15 protein-coding genes are annotated in these 17,142 nt (G+C 55.7%); 6 read left to right on the top strand and 9 right to left on the bottom strand.

Annotation, left to right across the window (positions count from 1 at the left end):
- The first annotated feature begins 40 nt into the window (after positions 1 to 40).
- The 5 genes from mnmE (at position 41) to UR504_RS16000 (ending at position 5,104) form a co-directional block, all read left to right on the top strand.
- Positions 41 to 1,405 (top strand): tRNA uridine-5-carboxymethylaminomethyl(34) synthesis GTPase MnmE, encoded by a 1,365-nt coding sequence (gene mnmE, locus UR504_RS16020; protein ID WP_115876770.1) that lies wholly within the window; start codon positions 41 to 43, stop codon positions 1,403 to 1,405.
- A gap of 111 nt (positions 1,406 to 1,516) precedes the next feature.
- A complete protein-coding gene (locus tag UR504_RS16015; RefSeq protein WP_302237052.1) occupies positions 1,517 to 2,692 on the top strand; it encodes an MFS transporter in 1,176 nt (391 codons plus the stop codon).
- Positions 2,661 to 3,632: an HTH-type transcriptional regulator YidZ gene (yidZ, locus tag UR504_RS16010; RefSeq protein WP_302237050.1), complete on the top strand. Its 972-nt coding sequence runs from the start codon at positions 2,661 to 2,663 to the stop codon at positions 3,630 to 3,632. Before UR504_RS16015 ends, yidZ begins: the two co-directional genes overlap by 32 nt.
- Positions 3,633 to 3,754: 122 nt before the next feature.
- A complete protein-coding gene (locus UR504_RS16005; protein ID WP_271369055.1) occupies positions 3,755 to 4,501 on the top strand; it encodes a 4'-phosphopantetheinyl transferase family protein in 747 nt (248 codons plus the stop codon).
- Positions 4,502 to 4,537: 36 nt separating this feature from the next.
- Positions 4,538 to 5,104 carry an NADPH-dependent FMN reductase gene (locus UR504_RS16000; RefSeq protein WP_014833835.1) on the top strand — a complete coding sequence of 189 codons (567 nt, stop codon included), beginning with the start codon at positions 4,538 to 4,540 and terminating at the stop codon, positions 5,102 to 5,104.
- A 90-nt stretch (positions 5,105 to 5,194) separates the two neighbouring features.
- On the opposite strand, the gene adeP is transcribed toward UR504_RS16000, so the two are convergent.
- Complete coding sequence (gene adeP, locus UR504_RS15995) at positions 5,195 to 6,532, bottom strand: adenine permease AdeP (RefSeq protein ID WP_302237046.1); 1,338 nt, start codon at positions 6,530 to 6,532, stop codon at positions 5,195 to 5,197.
- Positions 6,533 to 6,697: 165 nt separating this feature from the next.
- On the opposite strand from adeP, the gene yieH reads away from it, so the two are divergent.
- Entirely contained in the window at positions 6,698 to 7,363 is a 666-nt protein-coding gene (yieH, locus tag UR504_RS15990; RefSeq protein ID WP_302237044.1) for a 6-phosphogluconate phosphatase, read from the top strand.
- Between the two features lie 31 nt (positions 7,364 to 7,394).
- Here yieH and UR504_RS15985 read toward each other — a convergent pair whose 3' ends face one another.
- The 8 genes from UR504_RS15985 to glmU all read right to left on the bottom strand — a co-directional run bounded on the left by UR504_RS15985 (position 7,395) and on the right by glmU (position 17,044).
- Positions 7,395 to 8,570, bottom strand: a complete 1,176-nt coding sequence (locus UR504_RS15985) for an esterase (protein ID WP_302237042.1) — start codon at positions 8,568 to 8,570, stop codon at positions 7,395 to 7,397.
- Positions 8,571 to 8,704: 134 nt separating this feature from the next.
- The gene (gene phoU / locus UR504_RS15980) at positions 8,705 to 9,430 is read right to left on the bottom strand and encodes a phosphate signaling complex protein PhoU (RefSeq protein WP_008500182.1); all 726 of its coding nucleotides are present in this window, start codon (positions 9,428 to 9,430) and stop codon (positions 8,705 to 8,707) included.
- Positions 9,431 to 9,456: 26 nt separating this feature from the next.
- The gene (gene pstB / locus UR504_RS15975; RefSeq protein WP_008500183.1) at positions 9,457 to 10,230 is read right to left on the bottom strand and encodes a phosphate ABC transporter ATP-binding protein PstB; all 774 of its coding nucleotides are present in this window, start codon (positions 10,228 to 10,230) and stop codon (positions 9,457 to 9,459) included.
- 47 nt (positions 10,231 to 10,277) lie between these two features.
- Positions 10,278 to 11,168, bottom strand: coding sequence for a phosphate ABC transporter permease PstA (gene pstA, locus UR504_RS15970; RefSeq protein WP_111964235.1), 891 nt, complete (start codon positions 11,166 to 11,168; stop codon positions 10,278 to 10,280).
- Positions 11,168 to 12,127, bottom strand: coding sequence for a phosphate ABC transporter permease PstC (gene pstC / locus UR504_RS15965; protein WP_023309793.1), 960 nt, complete (start codon positions 12,125 to 12,127; stop codon positions 11,168 to 11,170). Before pstC ends, pstA begins: the two co-directional genes overlap by 1 nt.
- Before the next feature lie 128 nt (positions 12,128 to 12,255).
- Complete coding sequence (pstS, locus tag UR504_RS15960) at positions 12,256 to 13,296, bottom strand: phosphate ABC transporter substrate-binding protein PstS (RefSeq protein ID WP_008500186.1); 1,041 nt, start codon at positions 13,294 to 13,296, stop codon at positions 12,256 to 12,258.
- Between the two features lie 321 nt (positions 13,297 to 13,617).
- Positions 13,618 to 15,447 (bottom strand): glutamine--fructose-6-phosphate transaminase (isomerizing), encoded by a 1,830-nt coding sequence (glmS, locus tag UR504_RS15955; protein WP_302237036.1) that lies wholly within the window; start codon positions 15,445 to 15,447, stop codon positions 13,618 to 13,620.
- Positions 15,448 to 15,673: 226 nt separating this feature from the next.
- A complete protein-coding gene (glmU, locus tag UR504_RS15950; RefSeq protein ID WP_115876777.1) occupies positions 15,674 to 17,044 on the bottom strand; it encodes a bifunctional UDP-N-acetylglucosamine diphosphorylase/glucosamine-1-phosphate N-acetyltransferase GlmU in 1,371 nt (456 codons plus the stop codon).
- Between the last annotated feature and the right edge of the window lie 98 nt (positions 17,045 to 17,142).

Here is a 17,142-nt window from a genome sequence, read left to right as displayed (position 1 = left end):
GATTGACCGCCTTTTTTATTTGTATTGAACGAGAGCAACCATGAGCCATAACGACACTATCGTCGCCCAGGCAACCCCACCGGGACGCGGTGGTGTAGGCATTCTGCGCATCTCCGGCCTGAAGGCGCGCGAGGTGGCCGAAGCGGTGCTGGGTAAACTGCCAAAGCCGCGCTACGCTGATTACCTGCCGTTTAAAGATACCGACGGCACGCCGCTGGACCAGGGCATTGCGCTGTGGTTCCCCGGCCCTAACTCCTTCACCGGTGAAGACGTGCTGGAGCTGCAGGGCCACGGCGGCCCGGTAATCCTCGACCTGCTGTTAAAACGGATCCTGACCCTGCCGGGCCTGCGCATTGCGAAGCCGGGCGAGTTCTCCGAACGTGCCTTCCTCAACGACAAGCTCGACCTGGCGCAGGCTGAGGCCATTGCTGACCTGATCGACGCCAGTTCTGAACAGGCGGCCCGCTCCGCCCTGAACTCGCTGCAGGGGGCATTCTCCGCGCGTGTGAATCACCTTGTGGAAGCACTTACTCACCTGCGCATCTACGTGGAAGCGGCTATCGACTTCCCGGATGAGGAGATCGACTTCCTCTCTGACGGTAAAATCGAAGCCCAGCTCAACCAGGTGATGAGCGATCTCGACGCCGTTCGCGCCGAAGCGCGCCAGGGCAGCCTGCTGCGCGAAGGGATGAAGGTAGTGATTGCAGGACGTCCTAACGCCGGCAAATCGAGCCTGCTGAACGCCCTGGCGGGCCGTGAAGCGGCAATTGTGACCGACATTGCCGGTACCACTCGCGACGTGCTTCGCGAGCACATCCACATCGACGGCATGCCGCTGCACATCATCGACACCGCCGGTCTGCGCGATGCCAGCGACGAGGTTGAGCGCATCGGTATCGAACGCGCCTGGCAGGAGATCGAGCAGGCCGACCGCGTGCTGTTTATGGTGGACGGCACCACGACCGACGCCGTTGACCCGGCAGAGATCTGGCCGGACTTTATTGCCCGCCTGCCGACCAAACTGCCGATCACCGTGGTACGTAATAAGGCAGACGTGACTGGCGAAACGCTGGGCATCAGCGATGTGAATGGTCACTCACTAATCCGCCTGTCGGCGCGTACCGGTGAGGGCGTGGACGACCTGCGCAATCATCTCAAACAGAGCATGGGCTTTGACACCAGCATGGAAGGCGGCTTCCTGGCGCGTCGCCGTCACCTGCAGGCGCTGGAAGAGGCGGCTAACCACCTTGTCCAGGGTAAAGCGCAGCTGATCGGCGCGTGGGCGGGTGAACTGCTGGCGGAAGAGCTGCGTCTGGCGCAGCAGAATCTGAGCGAGATCACCGGGGAGTTTACCTCGGACGATTTGCTGGGACGGATCTTCTCAAGCTTTTGTATTGGTAAATAATTCCCGCTAATCCATGGTGATTTCCTCCTGGGAAATCACCATTGTCCAAATGGCAACTCGCCTAATCCCTTTTCACCCCCTATCCTGCATGCCTGCATCTATGGGGGGTTTATGGCGCGTTTTCTGTTTTGTAGTTTCGCATTAGTTCTGCTTTATCCGTCCGGTATTGATATGTATCTGGTGGGATTACCGCATATCGCCAGCGATCTGGGCGCCAGCGAAGCGCAGCTGCACATCGCGTTTTCGGCCTACCTCGCGGGGATGGCGTCGTCGATGGTGTTTGCCGGAAAGATCGCGGATAAGGCAGGCCGTCAGCCTGTCGCTATCTCCGGTGCCATCGTTTTTGCCCTGGCGTCCCTTCTCTGCTCACAGGCGCAAAACAGCACCGTGTTTCTGACCGGGCGCTTTATCCAGGGCATCGGGGCGGGCGGTTGCTACGTGGTGGCGTTTGCCATTTTACGCGACACCTTAAGCGCCCAGCGTCGCGCCAAAGTGCTGTCGATGCTGAACGGCATTACCTGCATCATCCCGGTGCTAGCCCCGGTTGTGGGCTATCTCATCATGCTGAAATTCCCCTGGCAGAGCCTGTTCTGGACCATGGCGGCGATGGGCGTGCTGGTGTTTGTCCTGTCAATTGCCGTGCTGAAAGAGACCCACCCAGGCTCGCAGAATACCGGCCATACCGCAACCATTCACCCGGCAGAGAAGCTCCTCAACCGCTTTTTCCTCAGCCGTCTGGCCGTGACCACGTTAAGCGTGGCGGTGATCCTGACCTATGTAAACGTTTCCCCGGTTTTGCTGATGGAGACCATGGGCTTCGATCGCGGTCAGTATTCAACGGTGATGGCATTAACCGCGATGGTCAGTATGGCCGTTTCGTTTTCGACGCCGTTTGCGCTAAATGTTTTCAGCCAGCGCACATTGATGCTGACCTCACAGGTTTTATTCCTCGCCGCCGGCGCGATCCTGGCGACCACCAGCTCACATGCGGTCATGCTGGCGGGTATTACGCTGATTTGTGCCGGGTTCTCGGTTGGCTTTGGCGTGGCGATGAGCCAGGCGCTTGGCCCATTTTCGCTGCGGGCAGGCGTGGCAAGCTCGGTACTGGGGATCGCGCAGGTCTGCGGCTCGTCGCTGTGGATTTGGCTGGCGGCGGTCATCGGGCTTAACGCGCTGAATATGCTGATCGGGGTTCTGATTGGCTGTAGCATACTCTGCATTACCTTACTTATGGTCATCCAGCCCGCGGCGCACTATGAAGAAGCCCATCAGCAGTCTCGATCTTAACCTGTTGCTGTGCCTGCAGCTTTTGCTGCAGGAGCGCAGCGTCACCAAAGCGGCAAAGCGGATGAACGTGACGCCGTCGGCGGTAAGCAAATCGCTGGCCAAACTGCGCGACTGGTTCGAAGACCCGCTGTTTGTTAAAACGCCGCTAGGGCTGCTGCCGACGCCGCTGACGGTGAGTCTTGAGCAGGATCTGGCTGACTGGATGCAAATCGGCAACCAGATCCTCGATAAATTCCACCATGATTCTCCGGGCGGGCTGACGTTCGTGCTGGCCGCGGAAACGCCGTTGATACTGATCCGCTTCAATGCCCTGCTGGAGCAGGTGAACCAGCGCTATCCGCAGGCTACGGTGAAAATGCGCCACTGGGATTACGACTCTCTGGACGCCATTACGCGTGGAGAGGTGGACCTGGGATTCACCGGACGCGAAACACACCCGCGATCGCGTGAATTGCTGAAGCTAATGCCGTGGTTCATCGACTATGAGATCCTGTTCAGCGACCGTCCGTGCGTGTATCTGCGTGAGGATCACCCCGCGCTACAGGATGAATGGAACCTCGAGACCTTTCTGCGCTACCCTCACATCAGCATCTTCTGGGAACGCAGCGACACCTGGGCACTGGACGAAGTGCTAAAGGAGATGGGTCGGGAGAGAAACATTGCCATGAGCGTGCCGGGCTTTGAGCAGTCGATGTTTATGGCAGCGCAGCCCGGTCATAGCTATATCGCCACGGCTCCGCACTACTGCCATCACTACAATCAACTCCACCAGCGGAAGCTGATCGCGCTTCCTATTCCCATTGACGAAGCGCAGGCTGAAAAGCTCACCGTTCCCTTCACGCTGATCTGGCATAAACGGAACAGCCATAATCCGAAAATTCTATGGTTGCGGGAAACCATCAAGGCGCTGTACGGTGCGAGCGATCCAATTTTTGCCTAAGAAAATGTAAAGTTCGGTCCTAAGGCTTCTCTTACTCCCATTTACTGATTAAAACAGGAGTCAAGTTAAGCGATAATCATGTAACCGTTTAACCGATTACGACCATTATCAAGGAGCGAAAAATGGCTACGCACTTTGCAAGAGGGATACTTACGGAAGGACGTCTCGTATCGGCAAGAATTTCTTCAGCCTGTCACCGTGAAGCACTCGATCTCCCGGAACACCGGAGGACGCGGTTTTTAGCGTCCAGAGCACTTCTCGCAGAACTGCTGTTTATGCTGTACGGCACCAGCGAGCTGCCGGACATCATTACCCAACCCGAAGGCCGCCCGGTCTTTGCCGACCCGGATCTCCCTCGTTTTTCGATTGCCTACGCGGGCAATATCATTGGCGTCGCGCTGACCACCGAAGGGGATTGTGGGCTCGATATGGAACTTCAGCGCGCAACGCGCAGCTTCCATGGCGGTAACGCACATGAAGACTATCCGCTCTCCAGCAATGAGAAGCTGTGGGTACGCAACCAGAACGATCCTGTCGAAGCCCGAGCCCAGCTCATTACCCTGCGCCAGAGCATTCGTAAGCTCTGCGGATGCGCCTCAGACGACGCCAGCTTGCTGCAGCTGTTGCCTGGTTCCGGACGTCTGCGTGCCGCCCAGGCCACGCTGGTGGAGGCACTCAGTGACGCAGAGGATGTGCTCATTTGGTCCATTGCGGTTACCCCTGCCATTGAACGCATGAAAATCTGGGAATTTGACAGTCAACAGGGATGGCGTAGCCTTCCTGATGTGCCCGAGCGCGCCAACGAGCCCGCCGCACGCCTGATGCGTTTAACCAGTTTACCGACAGAAAAAGCATTCACCCTTAGCTGATCCAATCAGGGTCATCATGATGAAACAGGAGTAATCATGTCTGATACGTTGAAAGTAGTTACGTTACTGGGAAGCCTGCGCAAAGGTTCATTTAACGGGATGGTTGCCCGCACGCTGCCACAGCTGGCACCGGCAGGTATGGAAATTAGCGCCCTGCCGTCTATTGGCGATATTCCGCTGTATGATGCGGACGTCCAGCAGGAAGAAGGGTTCCCGCAGAGCGTCGAGGCGCTGGCAGAGCAGATCCGCCAGGCTGACGGCGTGGTCATCGTCACGCCGGAATATAACTACTCGGTTCCGGGTGGCCTGAAGAATGCCATCGACTGGCTGTCCCGTTTACCTGAACAGCCTCTGTCAGGCAAACCGGTGCTGATCCAGACCAGCTCAATGGGCGCGATTGGCGGCGCTCGCTGCCAGTATCATCTGCGTCAGATCCTGGTATTCCTGGATGCGATGGTGATGAACAAGCCGGAATTTATGGGCGGAGTGATTCAGAACAAAGTCGACCCGCAAACGGGTGAAGTGGTGGATCAGAGCACGCGCGACCATCTCTCTGGCCAGCTGACGGCGTTCGGGGATTATATTAAGCGGGTAAAAGCCTGATAAAAAGCCCGGTGGCGCTAGCGCTTACCGGGCCTACACTCGTCAGTAGGTCAGGTAAGCGAAGCGCCACCTGACACCACAAACCGCACCTTAGTGCGCGTCAATAAACACAATCTTCAGCACAAACAGCAGCGCCACAATGATGACGCAAGGGCTGAGGTCGCGGAAGCGGCCGGTACCGATCTTCATTACGCAGTAAGAAATAAAGCCCAGCGCGATACCTTCGGTAATCGAGAAGCTGAACGGCATCATCACGGCGGTAATAAACGCCGGCACCGCTTCGGTTAAATCATCCCACTTCACGCGAGACAGGCTGGAGGTCATCAGCACCCCCACATAGATCAGCGCGCCGGCCGCCGCGTACGGAGGCACCATGCCCGCCAGTGGCGAGAGGAAGATCACCAGCAGGAACAGAATACCCACCACAACCGCCGTCAGGCCGGTACGGCCGCCTACGGACACGCCGGAAGAGGATTCAATGTAAGCGGTAACAGACGAGGTCCCGATAAATGAGCCGGTCACGGAGGAGATACTGTCCACAAACAGCGCCTGCTTCATGCGCGGGAATTTGCCTTTCTCATCTGCCAGACCCGCTTTGTCGGTCACGCCGATCAGCGTACCGGAGGAGTCGAACAGATTCACCAGCATGAAGGAGAAAATCACGCCCGCCAGGCCCAGGTTCAGGGAACCCGCCAGATCAACATGACCAACAACAGTAGAAACGCTCGGTGGCGCGGAAACGATGCCGTTATAGTGAACGTCGCCCAGAATCCAGCCCAGCAGCGTGGTCACCACGATGGACACCAGCACTGCCGCGTGAATATTGCGGGAAGCGAGGATCGCGATGATAAAGAAGCCCAGCACGCCCAGCAGCACGTTATGCGAGGTCAGGTGACCGATGCTCACCAGCGTATCCGGGTTCGCCACGATAACACCCGCGTTTTTCAGCCCCATCATACCGATGAACAGACCGATACCGCTGGTAATGCCCACGCGCAGGCTCACGGGAATGTTTGCAATCATCCAGTAACGTACGCGGAAAATGGTCAGCAGCAGCAGGCCAACCGCGCCCCAGAAGATAGCGCCCATGCCCACCTGCCAAGGCAGACCCATCGCCTGAACAACCACAAACGCGAAGAACGCATTCAGGCCCATCGCCGGTGCCAATGCAACCGGCAGGTTAGCGAATACACCCATCAGAATGCTGCCAAGGGCGGCGATCAGGCAGGTGGTTACAAAGACGGCGCTGGTATCCATGCCAGCAACGCCCAGAATTTGTGGGTTCACAAAAACGATATAGACCATCGTCAGGAAGGTGGTGAAACCTGCGATCACTTCGGTGCGTGCCGTTGTGCCGTGCTCGCGCAGTTTAAAAACGCGCTCAAGCAGACCCTGACCAGATGTCTGGGTAGTGTGTTGTTGACTCATCATCAATTTCCGAACAAGGAGGGAAAATTCGTCGCTATCCTATACCAAAATGCGACAATAGTGGCGGTTACGTGATACTTTTTTCATTGATTTTGCTTATACGGCAACGATTGCGTCCCGGTGAACCGCCGTACGTAAACGTTAAACTTGTTAAAAGGGAAAGGCATGTCCGGAATTGAAGCGGTATTTTTCGACTGCGACGGTACGCTGGTCGACAGTGAGGTCATTTGTTCCCGCGCGTATGTCACCATGTTCCAGGAATTTGGCATTACTCTGGAACTCGAAGAGGTGTTTAAACGCTTTAAGGGCGTGAAGCTCTACGAGATCATCGACATCATTAACGAAGAACACGGCGTCGTTCTTGAGAAGGCGGCTCTGGAACCGGTGTACCGCGCCGAGGTTGCACGCCTGTTCGATTCGGAGCTGGAGGTGATTCCGGGCGCAAACGCGCTGCTGGATGCCATGACGGTGCCGATCTGCGTGGTCTCCAACGGTCCGGTCAGCAAAATGCAGCACTCGCTGGGCAAGCTTGAGATGCTGCACCACTTCCCGGAAAAACTGTTCAGCGGCTACGATATCCAGCGCTGGAAGCCGGACCCGGCGCTGATGTTCCATGCGGCAAAAGCGATGAACGTTAACGTAGAGAACTGCATTCTGGTGGATGACTCGTCTGCGGGCGCGCAGTCGGGGATTGATGCGGGAATGGAGGTGTTTTACTTCTGCGCCGACCCGCACAACAAGCCGATCGATCATCCAAAAGTCACGACCTTCACCGATCTGGCGCAGCTACCCGCGCTGTGGAAGGCTCGCGGGTGGCATATTACGCGTTAAGTTGCCCCTCCCTGCAGGGAGGGCGACAGGTTTATCTGAAGAGCTTTTGAACAAACTCAGCATAGGCCGGACGCCAGACGTCCATTTCGTGATTCAGACCGGGGTACATCTTATAGTCGAATTTGATGCCCTGTTTTTCCAGCTCCGCTTTCAGACCGGCGATATCTTTGCCGGTCACTGAATCGCGCTCGCCGACAACGACGGTGAAGTTATGCAGCTGCCGGTTAATGGCCTCCGGCTGCTTAAAGCGTGCGGCCACGCCTTCGTCAGGTACGGTTGTTGTGGTAACGCCGCTGAACGTTCCCAGCCAGCCGAAGTTCTCCAGATGATTCATCCCGGAGACCAGCGCCTGATAACCGCCCTGTGACAACCCCGCCAGCGCCCGGCCGTCAGCATCTTTACGCACGTTGAAGCGTGTATCCACCAGCGGAATAATCTCGCTCATCAGTTCACGGTCTGCGGCTTTCGCATTGAGCGGGTAGAAAGACTTCCGTCGTTCTGCCGGTGGGAAGTTCTCGGGGATGGCCTCAGCGCTCTCCGTCTCGGTGTCGGGTACCACCACCAGCATCGGTTTGATTTTCCCCTCGGCCATCAGGTTATCCATGATTTGCGGCAGACGGACCTGGTCGATGGCCGAGAGCCCGGTATCCCCAAAACCATGGTAGAAGTAGAGCACCGGTAAGGGTTCCCCTGTGCCGTTGTAGCCAGGGGGAGTCCATACATAGACGCGGCGCTCTGACCTGAGCGACGGCGAGTGCCAGGTCAGGGTGGTGAGATCGCCATGCGGTACGGCGCGATCGTCGAGAATACTGCCCGGAACCAGAATCAGGCTGGTGTTCACCTGCCTCTGAGGTTTTTGATAGCGGCTTCCCGTGTCGACTGAACGGAAACCATCGATGTCGAAATAATATTCGTAGAGATTCGGGGCCATCGGCTCGCTTTTCCATGACCAGACGCCATTGTTCTCTTTCGTCATATCATGGGAAACCTGGCTTTCAGGCATTGACCCCGTCACCACGGAGACTCGCGTTGCGCCGGGTGCAAACAGGCGAAACGTAATGCTTTTATCCGCATTAACCTGGGTCACATAGTGGCTGACCGGGGTAGTCTGGTCAGGTGTGACCGGCAACGGTGCGGCAATAACGTCTGTTCCAGTACCGATCCCGATGCTGATGGCCACCGCCAGGCACGCTAATGAATTTTTCATATCCCATCCTTTGCTGTTTTTTTCGTCTCACGTTAGCGCGTTTCGAACGTCAGGCAACGGATGAAGGGGAAAATTGTGATTACACTAGAAATAACAACGCCGGTGAGTACCGGCGTTGTTATCAGATGACAGGATTACTCTTTCGGATCTTTACCCGCCAGCAGCTTGTCCAGCTCGTCGCCGCCCACGTGACGGAAGTCCTGACCTTTCACGAAGTAGAAAATGTATTCGCAAATGTTCTGGCAGCGGTCGCCGATACGCTCGATGGAGCGCGCGCAGAACAGGGCGGTCAGTACGCTTGGGATCGTACGGGAATCTTCCATCATGTAAGTCATCAGCTGACGCACGATGCCTTCATACTCCTGATCGACCTTTTTATCTTCACGGTAGATACGCACCGCTTCGTCAAGATCCATTCGCGCAAAGGCATCCAGCACGTCATGAAGCATCTGCACGGTGTGGCGGCCCAGCGACTCCAGGCTCACCAGCAGCGGCTGGTGCTGCTGAGAGAACTTCTCCAGCGCGGTGCGGCAGATTTTATCCGCAACGTCGCCAATACGTTCCAGCTCGGCGATGGTTTTGATAATGGCCATCACCAGACGCAGGTCGCTCGCCGTCGGCTGACGTTTCGCGATAATACGCACGCAGGCCTCGTCGATAGCGACTTCCATCATGTTGACGTTTTTGTCGCCTTCAATGACGCGTTTCGCCAGCTCGCTGTCCTGGTTGTGCATCGCCGTAATCGCATCAGAAAGCTGCTGCTCGACCATACCGCCCATGGTCATCACCTGGGTGCGAATGCTTTCCAGCTCTGCGTTGAACTGGCCGGAAATGTGTTTATTAAGATTGAGGTTGTCCATGGTTTCTCCACATGCACTAAGGCAAATCAACCGTAGCGGCCAGTAATATAATCTTCGGTTTGTTTCTTCGCGGGCTTAGTGAAGAGATCGTCCGTGTTGCTGAACTCAATCAATTCACCCAGGTACATAAACGCCGTGTGATCGGAGCAACGTGCAGCCTGCTGCATGTTATGGGTCACGATAACCACGGTGTAATCCTGCTTCAGCTCGGTGATCAGTTCTTCAATACGACCGGTTGAGATCGGGTCCAGCGCTGAACACGGTTCATCCAGCAGCAACACTTCCGGGCGAATCGCAATACCACGCGCAATGCACAGACGCTGCTGCTGACCACCGGAGAGAGAGTAACCGCTCTGGTGCAACTTATCTTTGGTTTCGTTCCATAATGCGGCCTTGGTCAAAGCCCACTGCACGCGCTCGTCCATATCGGCGCGGGAGAGCTTTTCAAACAGGCGAACGCCAAAGGCGATGTTGTCATAAATGGACATCGGGAACGGCGTGGGTTTCTGGAACACCATCCCCACTTTCGCGCGCAGCAGGGCGATATCCTGAGCCTGGGTCAGAATATTTTCGCCATCGAGGATGATTTCCCCTTCAGCGCGCTGCTCCGGATAGAGCGAATACATTTTGTTAAAGGTACGCAGCAGCGTGGATTTCCCACAGCCGGACGGACCGATAAATGCCGTGACCTGGTTCTTCGCGATATCCAGGTTGATGTTCTTCAGGGCATGGAATTTGCCGTAGTAGAAGTTCAAATCACGAACCTGAATCTTACCCGGGGCAGTATCAACCATACTCATTGACTCATTTCCTCATTCGGCGCCGCGAGCTGCCGCGCCGTAAAAAATTAACCGTGTTTCTTCTTCGCGAAAATGACGCGCGCCAGAATGTTCAGCAACAGTACGCAAAGGGTAATGATCAGCACCCCGGCCCACGCCAGCTGCTGCCATTCCGCGAATGGGCTCATCGCAAATTTAAAGATCGTCACCGGCAGGTTGGCGATCGGCTGCATCATGTCCGTGCTCCAGAACTGGTTGGAGAGGGACGTAAACAGCAGCGGCGCAGTTTCACCCGCGATACGCGCAACCGCCAGCAGGATACCGGTCATGATCCCGGATACGGACGCCTTCAGCGTAATCGCAGAGATCATCTTCCATTTCGGCGTACCCAGTGCATAAGCCGCTTCACGCAGGCTGTCCGGCACCAGTTTCAGCATGTTCTCGGTGGTTCGAATCACAATCGGCACCTGCAGCAGCGCCAGGGCAATCACACCCGCCCAGCCGGAGAAGTGTTCCATCTGCGCTACAACAACGGTGTAAACGAACAGACCCACCACGATAGACGGGGCTGACAGCAAAATATCGTTAATGAAGCGAATCACTTCCGCCAGCCAGGATTTACGACCGTATTCTGCCAGGTAAATGCCCGCCATGATGCCCAGCGGCGTGCCGAAGACCGTCGCCCAGAGGATCAGCAACCCGCTGCCGGCCAGCGCATTCGCCAGGCCACCGCCCGCCGTGTTCGGCGGCGGCGTCATTTCGGTGAACAGCGAGAGTGACATTCCGTCAATCCCACGAACGATTGTCGAGAAGAGGATCCAGACCAGCCAGAACAGGCCGAATGCCATCGTCGCCATTGAGAGCGTCAGGGCAATGCGGTTTTTCATGCGGCGTCTGGCCTGCATCTTGCGGCGGGATTCCGCCAGTTCAGCGGTAGCTTGCATTTCGAGAGTAGCCATTAGCGTGCTCCCTCATTTTTAGCGAGGCGCATAATCATCAGCTTGGAAATCGCCAGAACAATGAAGGTAATAACGAACAGAATCAGACCCAGCTCCATCAGCGCCGCCACGTGCAGCCCGGATTCCGCTTCCGCAAATTCATTCGCCAGCGCCGAGGTAATACTGTTACCCGGCATGTAGAGCGACGCGCTGTCGAGCTGGTAGGTGTTACCGATGATAAAGGTGACCGCCATGGTTTCACCCAGCGCACGACCTAAGCCCAGCATCACGCCCCCGATCACCCCATTTTTGGTGAACGGAAGGACAATGCGCCAGATCACTTCCCAGGTGGTGCAGCCGATGCCGTAGGCCGACTCTTTCATCATCACCGGCGTTTGTTCGAACACATCACGCATGACCGCCGCAATGTACGGAATTATCATGATGGCGAGGATCACACCTGCCGCCAGAATGCCGATACCGAAAGCCGGGCCAGAGAACAGGGCCCCCACAAACGGAATGGCAGAGAGGACATTACCCACCGGTTCCTGGAAATATGTAGCGAACAGCGGGGCAAAGATGAACAGGCCCCACATGCCGTAGACGATACTCGGAATAGCTGCCAGCAGTTCGATGGCAATACCCAGCGGACGACGGAGCCAGCCTGGCGCCAGCTCCGTCAGGAACAGGGCAATACCAAAGCTTACCGGAACCGCAATCAGCAAGGCGATGAACGAGGTTACCAGCGTGCCGTAAATCGGCACCAGAGCACCGTAGATGTCGTTCGGCGCGTCCCACTCTTTGGTCCACAGGAAGGAGAAACCGAATTTCTGGATGCTCGGCCATGAGGAGAAAATCAGAGACACGATAATGCCGCCCAGCAGCAATAGCACAATCAGCGCAGCCAGTTTGACCAGCGCGCTGAAAATCATGTCACCTTTTTTACCCGGAGGGTTAAATGCAGGCTTGGTTGCAGCCATAAATTACTCTTCTGTTTGAGACGTTTTTACGAATATGCCCGGTGGCGCTGACGCTTACCGGGCCTACAGCTTAAACCGTAGGGCGGGTAAGCGCAGCGCCACCCGCCATCTTCGTTAAATATATCCTGTTAGTACAGCGCTTTACCGCTGCTGTCTTTCACGTTGGTTTTCCATGCAGCACGAATCTGCTCAACCACGTTGTCCGGCAGGGTGGCGTAATCCAGAGCGTTAGCCTGTTTGCCGCCGTTTTTGTATGCCCAGTCGAAGAACTTCAGCACTTCAGCGCCCTGCTCAGGTTTCTTCTGCTCTTTGTGCACCAGGATGAAGGTGGTAGAGGTGATTGGCCATGCACCTTCGCCCTTCTGGTTAGTCAGATCCTGAGCGAAGGATTTGCTCCAGTCAGCGCCTTTGGCAGCGTTAGCAAAGTTCTCTTCGGTCGGGCTAACCGGTTTGCCGTCTGCAGACACCAGTTTGGTGTAGGACAGGTTATTCTGCTTCGCGTACGCATACTCTACGTAGCCGATGGAGCCAGGCAGACGCTGTACGAACGCGGCGATACCGTCGTTACCTTTACCGCCCAGACCGGTAGGCCAGTTAACGGTTGAGCCGGAGCCGACTTTAGATTTCCACTCTTCGTTCACTTTCGCCAGGTAGCTGGTGAACACGAAAGACGTACCGGAACCATCCGCGCGGCGAACCACGGCGATGTTCTGAGAAGGCAGCTTCAGGCCTGGGTTGAGCTTAGCGATCGCTTCGTCATCCCATTTTTTGATTTTGCCCAAGTAGATGTCACCCAGCGTTTTGCCGTCCAGCACCAGCTCGCCCGACTTCACGCCCGGCAGGTTGATCGCCAGGACCACGCCACCGATCACGGTAGGGAACTGGAACAGGCCTTCCTGAGCCAGCTTATCATCAGACAGCGGAGCGTCAGATGCGCCGAAATCAACCGTGTTCGCGGTAATTTGTTTCACGCCACCGGAGGAGCCGATACCCTGATAGTTAACCTTGTTACCGGTTTCTTTCTGGTAGGTATCCGCCCATTTGGCATACACCGGCGCAGGGAAGGTTGCACCAGCGCCAGTCAGGCTTGCTTCTGCAAATACAGAGAACGCGCTCAGAGATAAGGTCGCGGCGACAACAGTTGCGACAGTGGTACGCATAACTTTCATAATGTCTCCTGCAAGATTTTCATAAATCGTTGTTTAGTGGCTACGATGAGCAAAATAGGACAAACAGGTGACAGATAAATGTACGAATTATGACAGTTTTATGACAATGAAAATTTAACTTAAAATACCGCTCAATAAAGCTTAATTTTCATCGTGTTAGCCACTTTTATGACAATACGTTTTCAGAAATATTTTCTTTATGTGACACTGAAAAAAGTAGCTGAAGATGACAAATTGTCATTATTAAAAACGAGACAGGATTGATTAAAAACAAACCGGGCGGGATAAAAAAGCTCCACCCGAGGGTGGAGCCTGAAGGGATTATTCTACGGTAACTGATTTCGCCAGGTTACGCGGCTGGTCAACGTCGGTGCCTTTGATCAGCGCCACATGGTAAGCCAGCAGCTGCAGCGGAACGGTATAGAAGATCGGTGCAATCACCTCTTCCACATGCGGCATCTCGATGATGTGCATGTTGTCGTTGCTGACAAAACCGGCATCTTTGTCGGCGAAGACGTACAGAACACCACCGCGGGCACGCACTTCTTCGATGTTAGATTTCAGTTTTTCCAGCAGTTCGTTGTTAGGTGCCACAACGATGACCGGCATATCCGCGTCAATCAGAGCCAGAGGGCCGTGTTTCAACTCGCCTGCCGCATAGGCTTCCGCGTGGATGTAGGAGATCTCTTTCAGCTTCAGCGCGCCTTCCAGCGCAATCGGATACTGATCGCCACGACCCAGGAACAGGGCGTGATGTTTGTCAGAGAAATCTTCCGCCAGCGCTTCGATGCGTTTGTCCTGAGACAGCATCTGCTCAATACGGCTCGGCAGCGCCTGCAGGCCGTGAACGATGTCGTGCTCAACGGACGCATCTTCACCTTTCAGACGCGCAAGCTTCGCCACCAGCATCAGCAGAACGGTCAGCTGCGTGGTAAACGCTTTGGTGGAGGCCACACCGATTTCGGTGCCCGCTTTGGTCATCAGCGCCAGATCGGACTCACGCACCAGCGATGAGCCAGGGACGTTACAGATGGCCAGCGAGCCCAGGTAACCCAGCTCTTTAGACAGACGCAGCGCTGCCAGCGTATCCGCCGTTTCGCCGGACTGGGAAAGGGTGATCATCAGGCTGTTACGACGCACCGCGGATTTGCGATAGCGGAATTCAGACGCGATTTCCACATCGCACGGCACGCCCGCCAGGGATTCAAACCAGTAGCGAGAAACCATACCGGAGTTGTAGGAGGTGCCGCAGGCCACGATCTGAATATGCTCGACCTTGGCGAGCAGTTCGTTCGCGTTTGCGCCCAGCTCGCTCAGATCCACTTCACCGTGGCTAATGCGCCCGGTCAGGGTGTTTTTGATGGCGTTTGGCTGCTCGTAAATCTCTTTCTGCATATAGTGACGGTAAGCGCCTTTGTCGCCCGCGTCGTACTGCAGATTCGATTCGATCTCCTGACGCTTCACCTGCTCGCCTTTAGTATCGAAGACGGTCACGCTGCGACGGGTCACTTCCGCGATATCACCCTCTTCGAGGAAGATAAAACGACGGGTAACCGGCAGGAGCGCCAGCTGGTCAGAGGCGATAAAGTTTTCACCCATGCCCAGACCGATAACCATCGGGCTACCGGAACGCGCGGCCAGAAGCGTTGACGGATCGCGGGAATCCATGATCACCGTACCGTACGCACCGCGCAGCTGAGGGATAGCACGGATTACCGCATCACGCAGTGTACCGCCCTGCTCCAGCTCCCAGTGCACCAGGTGAGCAATCACTTCGGTGTCAGTTTCAGAGACGAAGGTGTAGCCGCGCGCTTTCAGTTCTTCGCGCAGCGGTTCGTGGTTTTCGATAATGCCGTTGTGCACCACCACGATGTGTTCAGACACATGCGGGTGCGCGTTACCTTCAGACGGTTCGCCGTGCGTCGCCCAGCGGGTGTGCGCAATACCGGTTCCCCCGTGCAGCGGATGTTCTTCCGCGGCCTGGGCCAGCATCTGCACTTTACCGAGACGACGCAGACGGGTCATATGACCTTCTGCATCGACGACAGCCAGACCGGCAGAGTCGTAACCACGGTATTCCAGACGACGTAAACCTTCGAGAAGGATTTCAGCAATATCACGCTGCGCAACTGCGCCAACAATTCCACACATAATTTTAGATTCCGAATTTAGGCATTATGCCTGCGTTGTCGCTGACCTGTATTTGCCCTTTCCGGGCGCCCCGAGCCTTGTAGAGAGTGGGGTTATTTTTATGGGTACTGCTTGTGGGGGGAGGATTATATTATCCCCTCACCCCGGCCCTCTTCCCAAAGGGGCGAGGGAGAAAAACACCGCACCGAACGATCCCTTCTCTCCTTTGGGGAGAGGGGTAAATCCGTTACTTTTTCTTCACCGGACGTTTCCAGCCCTGTTTGCTGACCTGCGGAACGCGGCTTAACACCAGCTCGTTCTCGGCCACATCGCGCGTTACGGTTGTTCCGGCTGCAATGGTCACCCCGTTACCCACGGTAACAGGCGCCACCAGCTGCGTATCGGAGCCCACGAACACATCATCACCAATGATGGTTTTAAACTTATTCGCGCCGTCATAGTTACAGGTTATGGTCCCTGCACCAATATTCACGTTATTGCCAATTTCCGCGTCGCCCAGATAGGTCAGATGACCGGCTTTCGAGCCTTTACCCAGACGCGCTTTTTTCATTTCCACGAAGTTACCAACGTGAGCGCCTTCCAGCAGCTCTGCGCCCGGGCGCAGACGCGCAAACGGGCCGATGGTACAGGCCACGTCCAGACGGGCATCTTCCACCACGCTGTACGGGCTGATTTCGCAGTCGTCACCAATAATGCTGTTTTTAATCACGCAGCCGGCACCGATTTTGACGCGGTTACCCAGCGTCACGTTACCCTCGAGGATAACGTTAGTATCAATTTCAACGTCACGACCGTGAGATAACGAACCACGCAGATCGAAACGCGCCGGATCGCGCAGCATCACACCTGCCAGAAGCAGTTTTTCAGCCTGCTCGGACTGATAAACACGCTCCAGACGGGAAAGCTGAAGGCGGTTATTCACCCCTTCGGTTTCGCTAATACGCGCCGGATGAACCGCCGCAATCTCACGTCCTTCCTGATACGCCATCGCAATGATGTCGGTGATGTAGAATTCACCCTGCGCGTTGTTGTTGTCGAGTCTGGACAGCCAGCGCTTCATATCCGCGCCATTGGCAATCAGGATACCGGTGTTGATCTCCTGAATCTGGCGCTGTTCATCGCTGGCATCTTTGTGCTCAACAATACCCGTGACGTTACCGTTTTCACGGGTGATACGGCCATAACCGGTTGGATCGTCCAGCACGACGGTTAATAAACCGATGCCGCCCTGCGGTTTGGCTTCACGCAGGCGAGTCAGGGTTTCAACGGAGATCAGCGGGACATCGCCGTAGAGCATCAAAATGTCTTCGTCATCCGCAAAGAACGGTGCTGCCTGCTGCATCGCATGACCTGTGCCCAGCTGTTCAGCCTGAAGCACCCAGTTGAGCTTGTCGTCGCTCAGCGTCTTTTTAAGAAGATCGCCGCCGTGGCCGTAGACCAGGTGGACCTGATTGGCACCCAGTTCATTCGCTGCATCAATGACATGCTGCACCATTGGCTTTCCAGCAAGCGTGTGAAGCACTTTAGGCAGATCGGAATACATGCGGGTCCCTTTGCCTGCGGCAAGGATCACCACGCTCATCGCACTGTTTGACATACGCATCCTGACGGTAGTTTGAGTGTGAAGTAAAAACGTTTGATGCTTAAAATTCTACATCTTTTTCATCATGAATTAAGGCCGAAAAAAAAAGCCAG

It is taken from the genome of Enterobacter sp. 241F3 (assembly GCF_034106785.1).
Taxonomy (GTDB): Bacteria; Pseudomonadota; Gammaproteobacteria; order Enterobacterales; family Enterobacteriaceae; genus Enterobacter; species Enterobacter vonholyi.
The sequence above is the reverse complement of the archived record's forward strand: the minus strand, read 5'-3'. Positions and strand labels throughout refer to the sequence as shown.